Consider the following 16,616-nt stretch of genomic DNA (forward strand, 5'->3'; position numbering starts at 1 on the left):
CTAGCGGTACGCCAAGCTGCTGGCTATTAGGATGACGATCGCACCTCGTCACTCGTTCATCTGCTCACCAAACAAGGGGAAATGAAGGTTGCAGGTGCGATCGCCCTTTGCTCTCGATCGACAATTTACAAACCTTTACAAAAGCCTGTCACTTTTTCTCACCGACAGGGCGATCGGGATGGTTTATTATTTGAATTAAAGCAGAGCAAAAGCGGCTCAGACTGTTCAAAGTTAAACCACATAGAAAATAAGGATTTGATTATGCCGATTATCTTTGTGCATGGCGTTTCTAGTCGGATGGACACAAAATATGAGAAGGCTTGGGAGAAAACTAGAGCGAATCTTAGGAAGTACATTGCCCCAGTTATATCTGCATCTGGTGATCCAGACGACGTTTTGATTGACAATGCTTTCTGGGGAGATCTTTCTGTTCAATTGCGTCAGGGCAGAACGTCAAGTCTTCCGGATGATAAAAGAGTTCAAGCAATTTTAAAGAGGAAGAAAGGTTGGATAGATCGCAAGATTGTAGAATTTCAGAAAATACCTGATTCTGATAAAGCCGAATACTTATTGGATCTGATACCTGAAGTAGGGAAAAAATTGCATGACTTACCAGGTTACTTTTTTGGCAGATTTGTAGATCCTCTACGGAAACCTTTGAATGAAAGTGTGACTCTCTTCCTGGGTGATGTTTTTTTCTATCTTGCTAAACGGGGTACAGCAGATCATCCAGGAAAGATATCATACCAGCTACTTAATACCTTGGAGAAAGCCCACAAGGATAAGATTGCAAAAGGTGAAAAGCTGATTGTATTTAGCCACAGTATGGGTGGACAAATTGTTTATGACATAGTGAGCTACTTTTTACCTCAAATGTCTCAATTACCACAATATACAACGCATAAGTACAAGGATATTTATATTGATTTTTGGTGTGCAGCAGCATCCCAGGTCGGTTTGTTCAAAGAGATGAAAGTTTTCAAACAAGACGATGATGGACAATCAGCTAGTTCAAATCAGGAGTTCCTTGAACTCGATCTAGGTGTTGAAGTTTTGGAACTAGAAGCAACAAAAGTAGGTGCCGAACATTCATCAGAAAAAGTTGAGTTTCCATCGGATCATTTAAATATTTTGTGGAATCTATGGGATGATAGCGATTATCTCAGTTTCACGGCTGAACCTTTGATTAAAGAGGTTTTAGACGATCTTTACGATAGTGGAAAGTCTCCTGTTAGCTCACATACAAATCATTTTGACGATCCTGAATTCTACAAGGAATTTGCTCTGTTAATTCGAGAAGCCCAAGAAGTTGAATGGTGCAGACAAATGTTTTTGGACAAGCTTCAGCCCAGCAATGATGTGATTAGTGAAAATGCAACCTAAAAATCGTGTTGGAACGGATTGGCAAGAGATCTTGATTAAGTACCACTAACGTTAGTTCGATCGCCAACAATACACCAAACTGCTAGCTATTAGGATGTCGATCGCACCTCGTCACTCTTTCATCTCCTCACCAAATAACAGGAAATGAAGGTTGCAGGCGCGATCGCTCTTTCTCCTGACTAATGCTAATGACTGCTTTCGGAGTCCACTATCAACTGACAACTATCAACTGACTTTCATTCGTGCGGCGTACCATCAGGCATCACCGCACCCTTTAAATTCGCCCCTGCCAAATTAGTATCCAACAGCCAAGCATTTCTCAGATTAGCACCCTTCAAATTAGCACTTTCCAGATTAGCCATCCACAGATTAGCACCCTCCAAATTCGCCCCTTCCAAATCAGCGTTAACGAGAAAAATACCTTTCATAAAAGCACCTCTTAAGTTAGCAGTTCTCAAATTACTTCCTCCCAAATAAGCATCCTCTAAAAACGCATTTTCTAGATTGCTTCCCTCCAAATTTGCCCCGGCTAAATTGCTGCTTATCAGGTAAACCCCAGCAAAATTTGCCTGTTTCAAGTTAGCGTTTACCAAATGCGCGCTCCACAAATTCGCATCTTTAAGGTTGGCTTTTTCTAAATTGACGCCTTCCAGAAAAACTTCGCTCAAATTCGCCCCGGAAAGATTGCAACCTTGACATTCCCTCGCTGTCAGCAATTGCCGGACTTGATGCTTGACTGACGAACGGTTCGCTGCGAAAATTATTAAACCTGTAGCTGCTAATGCAATAATACTAAAAGTTGCCAACCCGATCGCACTTACAACTTTCCTTTGTCCCACGCCTCGAAACATCCGCTTGCCGCCCCTAAAAATATTTCGATAATTGTTCGTATTTATAACCTAGTTCCTTCTTTCTCCTGCCCCTATGAAAAAACAGTTAAAATTTAAATTCCTGACGATCGCACTTATTGTAAGCTTAGCAATAATCGGTGTCGGGTGCGATCGCCTTTTCAAAAAACCCTTTCAACTTCCCGCCTCAGCAAAACAAGAACCCTGGCCAATTCAAACAGGCCTCCGAGCAGCCATCCTCCGCGACAATATACCAACAGTCAACCGCGTAGTTTTAGTACCCGACGAAGCCACATTCTTAGCAGAAATCCAAAAATGGAATCTCAAAGGAAACTGGCCTATTCTCATCGAAGACAAAAAATATGCGCCCATGTTTTTGCAGCGCTTTCAACCCGAAGAAATAGTCCGTTTGCCCAGCATCAAACAGCAACTGCCAAAAAATCAAAAACTCCAGCAATTAATGCTCAACAGCGCAGCAGCAGCCTGGAATGCCACCGATACTCCAACCTTAAAAGCAAAATGGAAGCAACTCGGCTGGGAACCCCCAGGAGTAGTAATCACAGCAGAAAACGACCCCGCACGCTCAGCAGCAGTTGCCTTAGCAGCCGCTCACGGCCAACCTTTAGTATTTCTAGAAGGCAACTTCGGAAAACCCAACGATACCCTCAATAACACACAGTGGAAAACTCTGCAACTAGCAGTTACAAAAGCCGTCGAATCAACCGGTTTTTTTTATTCTCAACTCGCAGACCCGATCGACACAATAACCATAGTACGCCAACTAGCAGTCAAATATCAATCTCCTGAAAAACCAGACGAACAACTAGCCGTTACCGACGGTTTGGGAAGACACCCCAACGGCGAACGCTGGGCGACTGTTGGCTGGATTTACGGTTCCGAGGTACGATCGATCTATCAAGCCATGTGTGCCATATTTCTCGATACCGAAACAGCCATGCTTTATGACAGTTACCCCAAGGAAGGAAATTGGGGAAAATATGAAATGGAGGAAGCAGCTAGCGGACTAAAAACCATAGGTTTGAATGTCGAAGTAGTGCAGCAACCACAATCTAGCCTGGAAAAGTGGCGGAGTTTAGCCTCAAAACCGTGGACATTTGACTTAATATTAATGAATTCCAAAGGCTATCCAAAATCATTCCAAGTCGGCAACGGCGACGCTTCAGTTGAAGACATACCAAAACTCCAATTCCCCGCAGCAATCCACATGATCCACAGTTGGTCAGCAGCAGCCCCAGATGACACAAACACTGTTGCCGGAAGGTGGCTAGAGAATGGTGCTTACGCATATATTGGCAGCGTCAACGAACCTTTTTTATCTGCATTTATTCCATCTAACTTAATGGTCGATCGCCTAAAGCGAGGAGCACCCTTTTTAATCGCAGCACGCCAGCTAGAATCCCCACCCTGGAAAGTCGCCACCATCGGCGATCCGCTAATGTCGATCGCCAAACCCAGACCAAGAATCCCGTCCAGTCAACAACCGAGGTGATATGATGCGCGAGCGAGAGATTTAAAATGGGAGATTTGAGATGTGTGGTTTGAGATTTCTGGTTGTCAGGTAAAATCTCCAATCGTCAATTATTTAATTTGAAAGTTGTTTTGCAGTGAGTTATATGATATGGCGAGTTCACTGATGCGATCGGCATAACCACCCACACGGTAAATATAGTTAATTAGCATTATCGCCAGGTTATATCTCAGTTTGAATGTAACTGAGCATACAATCACGCCAAATCCGCCGCTCCTCAGAATCAGTCATTCCACCCCAGCAGCCAGCCCCAAAAAATTACCCTAAAATACGCCTTAATTAAGTTGTCAATTCCCCTAAAATCACTCAAAATGAAAATAAGAAATAAATTGTAATATTTATATAACTTCTCACAGAAGAATTAACCGCTAAATGAGAGCCACCCATCCTGTGGATCAGCAGCCACCCGGGCCAACCGCAGCAACTCCCCAAGCCTCCAGCCTAAGCCCGCTATTCAACCGCCTGCACCCAAGCCCAGAAAGCCTCTTGCTCATCCTGTCCCTAGTCATCGGGGGAGTTACGGGTGCAGGCGTCGTCACTTTTCACTACCTCATCCACTTCATCCACAGCCTGATGCTGGAAGACTTCATGGGGGCGATCGCGTCGAAAGGCTCTTGGACGCTAGCCTGCATTCCCACCCTCGGCGGAGTCATCATCGGGCTGATGCGGTGGCGGTTTCGGGACTTTGGCCCGAATATGTCTTCCTTAATTGCAGCCACCCGCGGCCTGCAAGAACTCTCCCCCCTCAAACCCATCACCAAAATGGTGGCAGCCTCAGTTTCCCTCGGCACCGGCGCCTCCCTCGGCCCGGAAGCCCCCAGCGTCGAAATCGGCGCCAACTTCGGAATGCTGCTGGCTCAAGTCTTGCAGCTCTCCCCAGAACGGCAGCGCTTGCTCCTCGGCGCGGGAGCAGCAGCAGGTTTATCCGCCGGGTTTAACTCTCCCATCGCCGGAGTGTTCTTTGCCTTAGAAGTCGTGCTCGGCAGCACCTTCGCCACTTCGTCAGTCAGCGTTGTCTTGCTCTCCGCCGTAGTTTCGGCGCTGATCGCTCAAATCTGCTTGGGAGCTCAGCCGGCCTTTGCTTTGCCGATCTACGATGTCCGCAGCCCCCTAGAACTGCCTCTGTACATGGGATTGGGACTTTTAGCGAGCGGAGTGTCTCTAGCGTACACAGAAGCAATTCAATTAGCCGATCGCTGTTTTCAAGGAAAAGTCCGAGGATTTGCTTGGCTCGGACGACTGCCCCGACCGCTTCAGCCCATCATCGGCGGGGTCTGCGTCGGCTTAGTCGCCCTGCAATTTCCTCAAATTTTGGGTGTCGGCTACGAAACAGTCCAAGCAATGCTCCAAGATGTTAAATTTTCCTTGCCTTTGCTGCTGCTGCTGCTGTTTGTCAAACTGGCGATGACAGCAATCAGCCTCGGCAGCGGTTTAGTGGGCGGTATATTCGCTCCGGCGATGTTTTTGGGAGCTTCCTTGGGTTCGGCTTACGGCCTGTTTTTGGAAATGCTGCCGGCAATGAGCGATCGAGTCGCCGGCCCTGCCGCCTACGCCATGGTGGGAATGGCCGCCGTCCTCGCCGGCAGCGCCAGAGCACCGCTGACAGCCATCCTGTTGATGTTTGAATTAACCCGCGATTACCGGATTGTCTTGCCTTTGATGGCAGCAGTCGGATTGAGCGTTTGGCTGGTGGAGTGGGTCAACCGCCGATCGACAGCCCACAGCCTCAACCTTCAGCAAATGGGCGTAGACGTGGCTGTCAATACACCGATCACAGCCAGAGAACAGTTGCAAGATTGGGAAGATGTTCTGGGCGATCGCATCGTCACAGAACTGATTTCTTGCCAAATTCCCATTGATGACGAACACAGCGACGATGAGCCCGTGCTGGCGATCGCTAACGCACATTTGCCAGAAAATGTCAAACCATTACCTGAAACAAAATCAGCAGTTTTACCCAGATCCAATCCCGTTGGTTCGTCACAAAACCAATAACCTCAGATCTAAATCTGACAACTATGATATTTATCAACCCTAAAACCGATTACGCCTTCAAAAAAATTTTCGGTTCCTCAGAAAGCAAAGACATTCTAATTAGCTTTCTCAACGCTATAATTTATGAAGGCAATCCCACGATTGAAGACTTAGAAATTATCAACCAGAATCTGCCGCCCAAACTAGAAGGCTTAAAAGATAGTTATCTGGATGTGAAAGCCAAACTCAGCGATGGCACTTTAGTAATTATTGAAATGCAGGTGCTCAACGTCCAGTCTTTTGGCAAGCGAGTTTTGTACAATGCAGCGAAGACTTACGCTTTTCAATTGGAAGCAGCCCAAGGATATCGAATGCTGAAGCCAGTAATTGCTCTGACAATTACTGATTTTGAAATGTTTCCTAACAGCCCACAATTTATTTCCCGATTTGTGTTCAAAGAAGTCAAGACCAATTTGACTTATCCCGAAAACGAGCTGGATTTAGTGTTTGTAGAGTTGCCCAAGTTTACCAAAGGACAGGAGGAACTTGAAACTTTAGCAGACAAATGGATTTATTTTATGAAAAATGCCAGAAGTCTGACATCGGTTCCAGAAACAATGGATAGCGTACCGGAAATACATCAAGCATTTAATATTGCGAACCAAGCCAGTTTGAGCCGAGAGGAAGTGGAAGATTTGGACAGAAGAGAACAGTTTATTTACGACCAACAGGGAGCAATTATTAAGGCCGTTCAGGACGGCATAGAACAAGGTATAGAACAAGGTATAGAACAAGGACGAGAACAAGGAATGCGAGAAAAGGCGATCGCGATCGCCCGACAATTACTTTCACAGCTAGATAATGCCACGATCGCCCAAGTTACGGGGCTTAGCGTTGAGGATGTAGGGAATTTGCGAGAAAGCGATTCCTAGTTTAAAGTAATTGGCTACAGGAAGTGGAGCTAGACAGAGTGATGAACGATTTTTGATTATGGATTATAGGAAAAAACTATTGATTCTCGATCTTGATGAAACTTTAATTTATGCTAGCGAAGCATCTCTACCTCGGCAAGCTGACTTTTTAGTAGATCCATATCACATTTACAAACGACCGTTTCTTGATGTCTTTTTGAAAAATTGCTTAGACTGGTTTGAGGTTGCAGTTTGGACATCTTCTACGCCGTCTTATGCGATCGCAATTGTGTCAGCCATCTTTGAAAATCCTAAAACTTTATCGTTTGTGTGGGCAAGCGATCGCTGCACAGTTGCTTGCGATCTTGAATGGTTTGAATATTACAATCGGAAAAATATCAAAAAGGTCAAGCGCAAAGGGTATCGTCTAGAGTCAATCATTGCAGTGGATGATACGCCTCAAAAGTGGGAGCGCAGCTACGGCAATCTGGTGCGAGTAAACCCTTTTGAGGGGGAGGAGACGGATGATGAATTGAAGTATTTGCTGCTTTACTTGGATCAACTCAGATATGAAGAAAATATCCGCAGTGTCGAGAAAAGGTTCTGGCGAAATAGGCTGATCAGAGCGATCGGTGAGTCATATCAAATCCGTTGACATCGGAATTATTATCTCTCTCTTCTCTTTGTCTGTGTCCTCTGTGGTTTAATCATTCCGATCTAACCGGAATTGATATCAGATATCTCAAACACTTCGTCAACTCGCATAACAAATTGATGAAGCAGACGGCCTGAATATCTTGGTGCTGAGTTTGATGTTACTTGCCGTCGCCGATCGCCCACCCTCAACCCCTCGACATCGCAGACAGTGGCGCTACCCTCAAATTTGCTCTAAAATAATCAAAAATTATAAACAACAAGCCCAGAGGCGCTGAGGTGACTCCTAACGAGGGAACGGCAAACAGCAAAAGTCAGAAAAGACCCGGCAAAACCCCCTTGGGTTCTAGTTACTACGGCTTGTTAGGGCTGCATCCTTCCGCATCGCCGATCGAAATTCGGCGATCGTACCGGGAACTGAGCAAACTCTACCATCCCGATACCACCGAGCTGCCACCCGCAGTCGCCACCGCCAAATTTCAGCAGCTCAACAACGCCTACGCCACCCTCAGCAACCCAGAACGTCGCCTCGCCTACGACCTCACAATAGGCTATTCTCGCCTGAACGTGATTGGGCCACCCCCAGGCTTCAATACTCCGGTTTCGGGATCGGGCAAAAAAACTTCCAACTCCGCTTACCTAGATCCCACGGATCGACCTCTTTCCCCCGGAGAAATGTTCGCTCTGTTTATCATGGGAGCTAGCTTAATCGGATGTTTGGTACTGGCGATCGCGATCGGCTTAATTCGCGGCAATTAACCCCTCAAATCCCCAATCCCCAATCCTCAATCGGAAATCCTCAATCGGAAATCCCCAATCTAAAATCCAAAATCTAAAATCTAAAATCCCATGACTCTTCCTTCCGCTGACACTCCTTTGTACAACCATCCACTCCCGGAAATCGAGCAGTGGCTAAAAAGCCGCGGCTGCCGGCAAGATCGGCGAGAACTCCACTGCTGGCAGATCGAGCAACTTACATGGAAAGCAGAACTGTCCCTCGATATCGACCAACTCACCGTCCGCTACATCGATGCTGGAACCGACGGCCAAGACATTCAGCGAGCATTCAAATACTCCCTCTCACGTCAGGACATTGAAGCGGCCGTTTTCTCCGGCCCCTAATTTGATTTTAGATTTTAGATTTTAGATTTTAGATTTGTCCTCCAATCTAAAATCTAAAATCGTTATTTTGAGCAGGAGATGAGATGCTCGCTCAGAATCGACACCTACTTGGAAACGGAAAAATCAACCAAAAAATCCCAAATCTCAAATCCAAAATCCTTAGACTTTGCCAAATCGGCGGCTGCGCTTCTGATAATCAGACAAAGCGCGGTGAAACTCCGATCGATCGAAATCCGGCCACAGCGTCTCAGTAATGTAAATTTCCGAATAAGCCATTTGCCATAGTAAAAAATTGCTCAACCGCATTTCCCCGCTCGTCCGGATCAGCAAATCCGGATCGCAAACATCAGCAGTATACAAATAGCGTTTAAATAAAACCTCATCAATCTCCTCCGGCTGCAACTTGCCCTCTTTCACCTGAGTGGCGATCGCCCGACAAGCTTGTACAATCTCCTGACGCCCCCCGTAATTCGTCGCCACCGTAAACAAAATCCCCTGATTGTGCTGAGTGGCTGTCACAGAACGCTCGATTTCCGCTTGCAAAGACTTCGGCAAAGCCTGCAAATTCCCCATAAATTGAATTTGCACGTCCTCGTCCACCATCTCCCGCAATTCTTGCCGCAACTTTCCCTCAAACAAACTCATTAAAAAATCCACTTCCCCGGCCGGCCGCCCCCAATTCTCCGTCGAAAAAGCATAGGCCGTTAAAGCTGGAATCCCCCAATCTTTGCAGCAGCGCAGCAGTTCCTTCAAAGTGCTAGCTCCTCGGCGGTGTCCCGCAATCCGCGGCAACCCCTTCTTCTTAGCCCAGCGCCCGTTCCCGTCCATAATCACTGCTATGTGCTTAGGCAGTAGTTCCTGTTGCAGATCCTCCGGCAACTTTTCCAAGCAAATTCCTTGACTCATGGTTTCTCCCGATTACCCGACTAACGGCGCAGTATCCGTTTTAATAGCGTCACTCCCTTCAATCCTATCTGGCGTCCGAGATTGCCGATCGGAATTGGAGGCACAGCTCTTTCTCCCTCGGACGGAAACAGCTTTGCTTCCAGCAATTCCTTAAGTTTGCTGCTAGTCAAAGGTCGATTTAAAGTTCCCATCTGGGCTAAAGAAATAGAACCCGTTTCCTCCGACACCACCACGCACACGCAAGCTTGCACCCGTTCCGTAATCCCCATCGCCGCCCGGTGGCGAGTTCCCAACTGCCGCGACGCACTGCGATCGGACAAAGGCAAAATTACCCCCGCCGACACGATCCGCGAACCTCGAATCAAAACTGCTCCGTCGTGCAGCAAAGTTTGCGGCTGAAAGATCGTCTGCAACAATTCTTTAGAAACTTCAGCATTTAGCTTTAATCCCGGCACCGAAAAATCTCGATCGTCGATCGGAGAATCTGTTTCTACAATTAGTAAAGCGCCCGTGCGGTTTTGCGAAAGTTCTTTTACGGCGTCCACAATTTCATCTATTACGCTGTCCGGTTCGGGAGTTGGTCGGCGATCGCGTCCAAACAATTGCCGAATTTCCCCCCGACCCAATTGTTCCAGAAATCGACGAAACTCCGACTGCAATATTACCGCCATTGCCACAGCCGAACCAGTCACCAAGCTATTGAGCGCAACGTGCAACAGCCTTAATCCAGCCCAGTTGCTCACCGCCGCCGCCAGCATCAAAATAATAAATCCCCTTACCATCCACAGCGTTCTGCGCTCCCCAACAATGACGAGCACCAAATACGCAAGGGCAAAAACCAGTCCAATATCGATCGCTTGAATCAGTAAGGACTGAACGAGGCCAAAGTCATAGCCAGATTGTTGATTGTTCATGGTTCATCGAACGCTACCGCCTGTGAACCGCGAACCGTGATGCACTCGAACCCGTGAACCATGAACAGTTGTTATAAGGAATATGCTGAAAATCCCCACGTTTTTAGACCGGGGAGTGTCAATCCAATCGCATGACTGAACAAGGCAAAAGTTAAAAGTGAAAAAGCAATCATCACTAAGTAAACATGGATTGTCTTTACTTTTAACTTTTAACTTTTAACTTCTAAGTTTTTACTTTTGAGTTCCGAGTCGTTCAGGAAGGCGGTCAAGCCTCAGCAAATCCTGGTAAGTTTCCCGCTGTATAATCGTGTTAACTTCCCCTTTTCTCACTAAAACCGCGGCCGGTCGGGGTACTCGGTTGTAGTTAGAAGCCATACTGTAATTGTATGCCCCTGTGGCCGTAACGGCGAGGACATCTCCGGCATGACACTCTGGCAATTTGGCATCTTTAATCAGAACATCGCCTGACTCGCAGTGTTTCCCAGCAATGGTCACTGTTTCCGTTAAGGGAGCAGACATTTTACCGGCTGCGAGGACTCGATAAACTGATTGATAGGTAATAGGACGCGGATTGTCCGACATACCTCCATCCACAGCTAAATAAGTCCGCATTCCCGGAATGACTTTTTGAGAGCCAACGGTATAAGCAGTGACGCAGGCTGTACCGATGAGCGATCGACCCGGTTCGCAAAGCAATTTCGGTAATGGCAATTGCTGCCGCTCGCAAGCTGCTACCACTGCGGAGCAAATTGTACGAGCCCAATCTTCAATGCTGGGAGGATCGTCCGCTTCAGTATAGCGAATGCCTAACCCGCCGCCAATATTAATTTCTGTTGCTGGTAAACCATAACTAAGTGCTTTTGTCAAGGCATGAATTATGACTTCAGCTAAATCGTCATGGGGTTGCAGTTCAAAAATCTGAGAGCCGATGTGAGCGTGCACTCCCACGCAAAATAAGGACGGCTGTTGGCTGATGAAAGTAAATACTCGATCGAGCGAGTTGGGATCGAATCCAAATTTACTGTCGATTTGACCAGTTTGAATGTACTCGTGGGTGTGACACTCAATTCCAGGAGTAAACCGCACCATAACTCGTGTCGGCCCACCTGTGAGGCTGCTGACACCCAATTGTCCCAACTCTGCTAGAGTCTCTAAATCCCGCCAATTGTCGGCTACGGTAATACAGCCGCTTTCGACAGCTAGCTGGAGTTCCTCGCGGGACTTATTGTTACCGTGGAAGTAGATTTTGTCGGGACCCACGCCGGCTTGCAGTGCAGTGTGGATTTCTCCGGCGGATACGACATCTATGCCTAAACCTTCCGAAGCTGCGATCGCGCAAACTGCCAAACAACTCCAAGCTTTAGAAGCATAGAGCACTTGAGATTCGCCCGGATAGTAACGCTTAAAAGCATCCCGGTACTGGGTACAAGCCGCCCGCAACGTTTCTTCGTCTAAAATATACAACGGCGAGCCAAATTGCTCCACCAAAGCTGTTACCTCGCAGCCTCCGATTTCCAACCGATCGCTGCTGTTAACACTGGCTGTCAGCGGTAACAGTTCTTGATTGGGCGATCGAGTTTGCAGGGCTTGTTGAGACTCAGACAGATACTTAAGTCCCGATTCCACCCCGAAAGATTGAGTTGATACCATCGCGCAATAACTATCCTTACGGTCTTTCCCAGTGTACAATTGACGGCAAGCAATTGGGTCAGTTGCCCCCAGATTCATTCCGCAAGCAGGCTGACTGACTGAGACTCGATCGAACTGGAGCATCCTTGCAGTGAGTAATTATCAAATCTAAAATCTAAAATCTAAAATTTAAAATCGACTGTGCGTTTTCTACAAATTAAACATCTCGCTGCAGAACACCTCAACAGTGCAGTCGAACTCGATCGACTTTGTTTTGGCGGACTTTGGGCGATCGAAGGCTACAGGCGCGAGTTAGACAGTCCTAACAGCGATTTATTAGGTCTTTGGACATGGGAAACTGACGACTGTGAATCAGCTCAAAACCGGGCGGGCACGGGGGCACCGCCCCTACAGATTCCGCCAACTCTCATTGGTATCGGTTGTTTGTGGGCAATTTTAGAGGAAGCTCACATTATAATGCTGGCAATTCATCCTCAGTTTCAACGTCAGGGTTTGGGACAAGCTCTGCTTTTGGCTTTGCTAAAATCGGCTCGCAACAGACAATTAGAGCGAGCAACTTTAGAAGTGCGGGATTCTAATTTGGCGGCAGTTTCTCTGTATAAAAAGTTTGGTTTTAAAGAAGCGGGACGGCGCAAACGATATTACGAAGACACCGGAGAAGATGCTCTGGTGATGTGGCGCAGCGGTCTGGAAAAACCGGAATTTCAGCGATATTTGGCGGTTGAGAAAGTGCAGATGTGCGATCGGCTCAATCAGAAAAATTGGCATTTGGCGATCGATAATTTTGAGTTGCGAGCATGAGGGCCCCAGAAACCGGGTTGATGGACGAAAATACACAGGTTGCAGCCCGCAGATTCGCTCTTAAACCCGGTTTTTTTTATCGGTAGGACTTACGCATGGGAGTTGAGAAACCGGGTTTTTACGACAATACTTCGTTGTCGCCCGTAAACTCGGTAAAAAACCCGGTTTCTTTTGTCGAAGTGCGTCCACGACTGTTTAATATAATTACTAATATTTTCAACACCTCTAGTGATTTTGGTTCAAAAACTATAGTAAATTTAAGGATTTACAATACCGCTCGGAAACTTGAATCTGTATCTCAAGATGTTGTTTTCGTTAATGACTGCTACAAATGAAAACAAACTCACTGCTGTGGGTTAAGCCTTTCAAAACAGGAATATCTAATGAACATAAAATATGGCTTGGGTGGAGTTCACTTCTGGAGAAAGTCTAAAAAGGCAAACAATTAATCATCTTTACCAACCTAACTTGAAGCTGGATCTAGATATAATTACTTACGTTTAAAAAATATTTTATGATTTGGGTTCAAAAACTCTAGTAAATTTACGGTATCAAATACCGCAAAAAAGCTTTAATCTGTATCTCAAAATGTTGTTTTCGTTAATTGCTGCTACAGACGAAAACAAACTCACTGCTGTGGGTTAAGCCTTTCAAAACAGGAATATCTAATGAACATAAAATATGGGCTGACCGCTATCTTGGGAACATATTTAATATCCACATTAGGAGGAGATCCCGCTATGGCAGCCACAATAGGAGGCACAATCAAAGTCAACGTCGTCAACGTCAACGATCCCGACTTCGCGGGTCGTGTCTACACCGGTGACTTTTCCTACGACGATACACATCTAACCAAAGTTGGCGAGGAGTTCATGACGGTCAATGGTGGTGACTATCAAACTCGGTCGGGACTACTATCTTTTAACTTTAGATTTCTGGATTTTGCTACAGGTTTAACTCCTGTCACCTATACTGCAAAAGATGTTTACGACTTCCCAGACGCTCCTGTTTTGGCTTTCTCGAACGGACTTCCCACTCAATTTGGCATCCAAGTTGCTCCAGGAAATGATGGCGGAGTTTGGGGGGGAAATAACGGATTTATGTTTGTAGATCCTGGGGCATTTTTTTTCGTCTTGCGAAATGGAACTGTTTCAGGTAATGGGGGTGTGACCTTAGAAATTAACGAATCTCCTCCTGAACCGACTCCTGTACCAGAGAACGCCTCCCCCTTGGCCTCATTGTTGGCTTTTTTGAGCTTGGGTGGAGTTCACTTCTGGAAAAAGTCGAGAAAGGGAAACAATTAATCATCTTTAGCAACATAACTTGAAGCGGGGCGTAAATAGAATTACTTACATTTAAAAAATATCTCATGACTTTGGCTCAAAAACTCTAGTATATTTACGGGTTTACAATACCGCTAGCAAGCTTTAATCTGTATCCCAAGATGTTGTTTTCGTTAATTGCTGCTACAAATAAAAACAAACTCACTGCTGTGGGTTAAGCCTTTCAAAACAGGAATATCTAATGAACATAAAATATGGACTGACCGCTATCCTGGGAACATATTTAATATCCACATTTGGAGGAGCGACCGCTATGGCAGCCACAATAGGAGGCACAATCAAAGTCAACGTAAGTAAGGGCGACTTCGCGGGGGTCTACACGGGTGACTTCGCCTACGACGATACACACCTGACCAAAGTCGGCACGGAACACATGACCATTAATGGTGGAAATGGGGATCTAGCGGGACTGCTATCCTTTAACTTTAAATTTCTGAATTTTGCTGATGGCTTAACTCCTGTCACCTATACTGCCAGTGATGTTGATGGATTTCCAGACGCTCCAGTTTTGGCTTTTGAGAACGGAATTCCCACTCAATTTGGCTTACAAATTTTTTCTGCGTCTGGAAAAGACGGACTGATGTTCGGAGATCCCAAGGCATTTAATTTCGCATTGCGAAATGGAACTATTGGAGGTGATGGGGTTGTGACCTTAGAAACAACAAACGAACCTAGTCCTGAACCTACTCCCGTACCGGAGAACTCCTCCCCCTTCTCCTCATTGTTGGCTTTCTTGGGCTTGGGTGGGGTTCACCTGTGGAGAAAGTCGAGAAAGGGTTAGTCAACAGAAACAAATAATCTTTAACAACCTAACTTGAGAGGAATAGACAATGGCAGTAATCGATACTCCGTTTTTGGTGACAGGTGGCGAAACTAAGAACCCACCTAGCAATGCTTTTAGTCCAAGTCAGCGTCAAATCAATATTCGCGCGCCCTTCGGCATTCCCTCTGCCGATCAATGGAGTGGACAAAAAGTATGGCTGCTACTTCCGGGTTTCACAAATCCTGCCGATTATTACGATCCAAATCTGGCGACAGCCATCAGGGATGCTAACCCAAACGATACGGTTTTAGCCCTTGACTGGACTCAAGTGAGTGGCACCAAGTTCTTCAATATTGGACCATTAGGAATCGCCGCTGGAGACCTTTACAGATCGGGTTCATGGATTACCCCAGTGGCAAACGCAGTCCGAGACAAACTTGTTGAGTGGGGAATGCCAGCCGCAGCACTCAATATTGTTGGTAATAGTCTGGGTGCTCACCTGGCCAGCGATCTTGCCGCCAGTTTCACTAGCTACGGGAGTCAAGTGAGTTCGGTTACAGCCCTTGACCCAGCATCAAATAAGGCGAAAGATGTCAGTCCATACGATAGAGTTAATGGCTTCGATACTAACTTATCAAATGGATACGTAAGGAATGGAGGAACTCCAGATCCAATCAAACGCTTAGATTTTGGGGGTGCAGCAGTTTCAAGAAGTTTTAATGGCATCAGTAGTTTAGCAGGAAATGAAGCTCAAGCAGGCACTGCCAAAGAATCTTTCCTGTTTGACTTCGGCAGCGATCCGAATAATATCCCGGCACAAATTGCTCAACACAACGGTGTCGTCACTGCCTACACAAATTTAGTTAAAACTGATGCAGCAGGCAATTCTCGTTTAGCCACAAATATTCTGGGTCTGAGTGACACGCGGGCCGATCATCAATTTAGACCAAATTTCTATAAAGGGGATTTTAATGTCTCTCCTCAAGTGCATGAAGGAGTGATTCCCGTTGATGCTCAATATAATCCTTTGTTTCTGGTTGGTGCTAAGCTTGATGGCGGGATAAATGACCGAATCATCTACGCGACTAACAGAAACGACGTATTAACGGGAACGGGAATTTTTGGGAAATATTACAACAACAACGGCAACCATACTTATTATTTTGGGGATGGGGACGATATTGTCTCTGCTGGCACTGGTAATGACATCATCTCTGGGGGGAATGGAGTTGACGCCCTTGGTGGCGGAGATGGGAATAATCTGATCTTTGGTGAGGCGGGTGGTGATTTTATCACTGCTGGCACTGGGAATGACACCATCTCTGGCGGGGCTGGAAATGACAACATCAATGGCGGAAATGGCAGGAATACCATTCGCGGTGATGATGGTAATGATTATCTCACTGGTGGAAACGGCACTAATATCTTGTTTGGTGGTTCTGGAAACGACACTCTCGGAGGTGGTGCCGGTCTGAATATATTAAGAGGTTCAGAAAACAACAGTTTGTCTAGTGCTGAGGTAGATACTTTAATTGGCAACAGCGGTCAATCTCTTAACACATTTTATATTGGTGATGGTACAAGAAATTGGTACTCAGTCGCTGGCGGAAATGATTACGCCTATATTCAGAGGTTTAATCCAGACACTGACATAATTTTAGGTGGCGTGAATATTGAGGCGCAAAACCTCATCACTCAAACCTTTCTCTGGTCGGGAAGTGAATTGATTGCAAAGATTGACGGTCTCTGGGCTTCGCGACTACAGTTCCCTACAAGGACATTTTAGGATTGACCTTTC

15 protein-coding genes are annotated in these 16,616 nt (G+C 46.2%); 11 read left to right on the forward strand and 4 right to left on the reverse strand.

Annotated features, from left to right (window positions below):
- Window positions 1-81 precede the first annotated feature (81 nt).
- Window positions 82-1,383: a hypothetical protein gene (locus OSC7112_RS13170; protein ID WP_015176356.1), complete on the forward strand. Its 1,302-nt coding sequence runs from the start codon at window positions 82-84 to the stop codon at window positions 1,381-1,383.
- Between the two features lie 236 nt (window positions 1,384-1,619).
- Here OSC7112_RS13170 and OSC7112_RS13175 read toward each other — a convergent pair whose 3' ends face one another.
- Window positions 1,620-2,234: a pentapeptide repeat-containing protein gene (locus OSC7112_RS13175; RefSeq protein WP_015176357.1), complete on the reverse strand. Its 615-nt coding sequence runs from the start codon at window positions 2,232-2,234 to the stop codon at window positions 1,620-1,622.
- A gap of 73 nt (window positions 2,235-2,307) precedes the next feature.
- On the opposite strand from OSC7112_RS13175, the gene OSC7112_RS13180 reads away from it, so the two are divergent.
- The 6 genes from OSC7112_RS13180 (at window position 2,308) to OSC7112_RS13205 (ending at window position 8,441) form a co-directional block, all read left to right on the forward strand.
- Entirely contained in the window at window positions 2,308-3,741 is a 1,434-nt protein-coding gene (locus tag OSC7112_RS13180) for a hypothetical protein (RefSeq protein WP_015176358.1), read from the forward strand.
- Between the two features lie 411 nt (window positions 3,742-4,152).
- Entirely contained in the window at window positions 4,153-5,775 is a 1,623-nt protein-coding gene (locus OSC7112_RS13185) for a chloride channel protein (protein WP_015176359.1), read from the forward strand.
- 23 nt (window positions 5,776-5,798) lie between these two features.
- A complete protein-coding gene (locus OSC7112_RS13190) occupies window positions 5,799-6,686 on the forward strand; it encodes an Rpn family recombination-promoting nuclease/putative transposase (RefSeq protein ID WP_015176360.1) in 888 nt (295 codons plus the stop codon).
- A 79-nt stretch (window positions 6,687-6,765) separates the two neighbouring features.
- The gene (locus tag OSC7112_RS13195; RefSeq protein ID WP_263053607.1) at window positions 6,766-7,320 is read left to right on the forward strand and encodes an NIF family HAD-type phosphatase; all 555 of its coding nucleotides are present in this window, start codon (window positions 6,766-6,768) and stop codon (window positions 7,318-7,320) included.
- 278 nt (window positions 7,321-7,598) lie between these two features.
- Window positions 7,599-8,078, forward strand: coding sequence for a J domain-containing protein (locus OSC7112_RS13200; RefSeq protein ID WP_015176362.1), 480 nt, complete (start codon window positions 7,599-7,601; stop codon window positions 8,076-8,078).
- 90 nt (window positions 8,079-8,168) lie between these two features.
- A complete protein-coding gene (locus tag OSC7112_RS13205) occupies window positions 8,169-8,441 on the forward strand; it encodes a DUF3143 domain-containing protein (protein ID WP_015176363.1) in 273 nt (90 codons plus the stop codon).
- Window positions 8,442-8,600: 159 nt separating this feature from the next.
- On the opposite strand, the gene uppS is transcribed toward OSC7112_RS13205, so the two are convergent.
- The 3 genes from uppS to lysA all read right to left on the reverse strand — a co-directional run bounded on the left by uppS (window position 8,601) and on the right by lysA (window position 11,911).
- Window positions 8,601-9,347: an undecaprenyl pyrophosphate synthase gene (uppS, locus tag OSC7112_RS13210; RefSeq protein WP_015176364.1), complete on the reverse strand. Its 747-nt coding sequence runs from the start codon at window positions 9,345-9,347 to the stop codon at window positions 8,601-8,603.
- Between the two features lie 20 nt (window positions 9,348-9,367).
- Window positions 9,368-10,261 (reverse strand): diadenylate cyclase CdaA, encoded by an 894-nt coding sequence (cdaA, locus tag OSC7112_RS13215; protein WP_015176365.1) that lies wholly within the window; start codon window positions 10,259-10,261, stop codon window positions 9,368-9,370.
- Window positions 10,262-10,492: 231 nt separating this feature from the next.
- Window positions 10,493-11,911 (reverse strand): diaminopimelate decarboxylase, encoded by a 1,419-nt coding sequence (gene lysA, locus OSC7112_RS13220; RefSeq protein ID WP_041623099.1) that lies wholly within the window; start codon window positions 11,909-11,911, stop codon window positions 10,493-10,495.
- A gap of 180 nt (window positions 11,912-12,091) precedes the next feature.
- Between lysA and rimI the strand changes: the two genes are divergently transcribed.
- The 4 genes from rimI (at window position 12,092) to OSC7112_RS34475 (ending at window position 16,604) form a co-directional block, all read left to right on the forward strand.
- Window positions 12,092-12,712 carry a ribosomal protein S18-alanine N-acetyltransferase gene (rimI, locus tag OSC7112_RS13225; RefSeq protein WP_015176367.1) on the forward strand — a complete coding sequence of 207 codons (621 nt, stop codon included), beginning with the start codon at window positions 12,092-12,094 and terminating at the stop codon, window positions 12,710-12,712.
- A gap of 740 nt (window positions 12,713-13,452) precedes the next feature.
- Window positions 13,453-14,016 (forward strand): hypothetical protein, encoded by a 564-nt coding sequence (locus OSC7112_RS13235; protein ID WP_015176369.1) that lies wholly within the window; start codon window positions 13,453-13,455, stop codon window positions 14,014-14,016.
- A gap of 292 nt (window positions 14,017-14,308) precedes the next feature.
- Window positions 14,309-14,836 carry a hypothetical protein gene (locus OSC7112_RS13240; RefSeq protein ID WP_015176370.1) on the forward strand — a complete coding sequence of 176 codons (528 nt, stop codon included), beginning with the start codon at window positions 14,309-14,311 and terminating at the stop codon, window positions 14,834-14,836.
- Window positions 14,837-14,885: 49 nt separating this feature from the next.
- The gene (locus OSC7112_RS34475) at window positions 14,886-16,604 is read left to right on the forward strand and encodes an alpha/beta hydrolase family protein (RefSeq protein ID WP_015176371.1); all 1,719 of its coding nucleotides are present in this window, start codon (window positions 14,886-14,888) and stop codon (window positions 16,602-16,604) included.
- The last annotated feature ends 12 nt before the right edge of the window (window positions 16,605-16,616 follow it).

The sequence above is a fragment of the Oscillatoria nigro-viridis PCC 7112 genome (assembly GCF_000317475.1).
GTDB classification, from domain to species: Bacteria; Cyanobacteriota; Cyanobacteriia; order Cyanobacteriales; family Microcoleaceae; genus Microcoleus; species Microcoleus nigroviridis.

Coding starts and splice junctions, on each gene's coding strand:
- OSC7112_RS13170 (WP_015176356.1), top strand. CDS start 82: ATGAAGGTTGCAGGTGCGATCGCCCTTTGCTCTCGATCGACAATTTAC.
- OSC7112_RS13235 (WP_015176369.1), top strand. CDS start 13,453: ATGGCAGCCACAATAGGAGGCACAATCAAAGTCAACGTCGTCAACGTC.
- OSC7112_RS13240 (WP_015176370.1), top strand. CDS start 14,309: ATGGCAGCCACAATAGGAGGCACAATCAAAGTCAACGTAAGTAAGGGC.
- OSC7112_RS13190 (WP_015176360.1), top strand. CDS start 5,799: ATGATATTTATCAACCCTAAAACCGATTACGCCTTCAAAAAAATTTTC.
- OSC7112_RS13185 (WP_015176359.1), top strand. CDS start 4,153: ATGAGAGCCACCCATCCTGTGGATCAGCAGCCACCCGGGCCAACCGCA.
- OSC7112_RS13180 (WP_015176358.1), top strand. CDS start 2,308: ATGAAAAAACAGTTAAAATTTAAATTCCTGACGATCGCACTTATTGTA.
- OSC7112_RS13175 (WP_015176357.1), bottom strand. CDS start 2,234: ATGTTTCGAGGCGTGGGACAAAGGAAAGTTGTAAGTGCGATCGGGTTG.
- uppS (WP_015176364.1), bottom strand. CDS start 9,347: ATGAGTCAAGGAATTTGCTTGGAAAAGTTGCCGGAGGATCTGCAACAG.
- cdaA (WP_015176365.1), bottom strand. CDS start 10,261: ATGAACAATCAACAATCTGGCTATGACTTTGGCCTCGTTCAGTCCTTA.
- lysA (WP_041623099.1), bottom strand. CDS start 11,911: ATGGTATCAACTCAATCTTTCGGGGTGGAATCGGGACTTAAGTATCTG.
- OSC7112_RS13205 (WP_015176363.1), top strand. CDS start 8,169: ATGACTCTTCCTTCCGCTGACACTCCTTTGTACAACCATCCACTCCCG.
- OSC7112_RS34475 (WP_015176371.1), top strand. CDS start 14,886: ATGGCAGTAATCGATACTCCGTTTTTGGTGACAGGTGGCGAAACTAAG.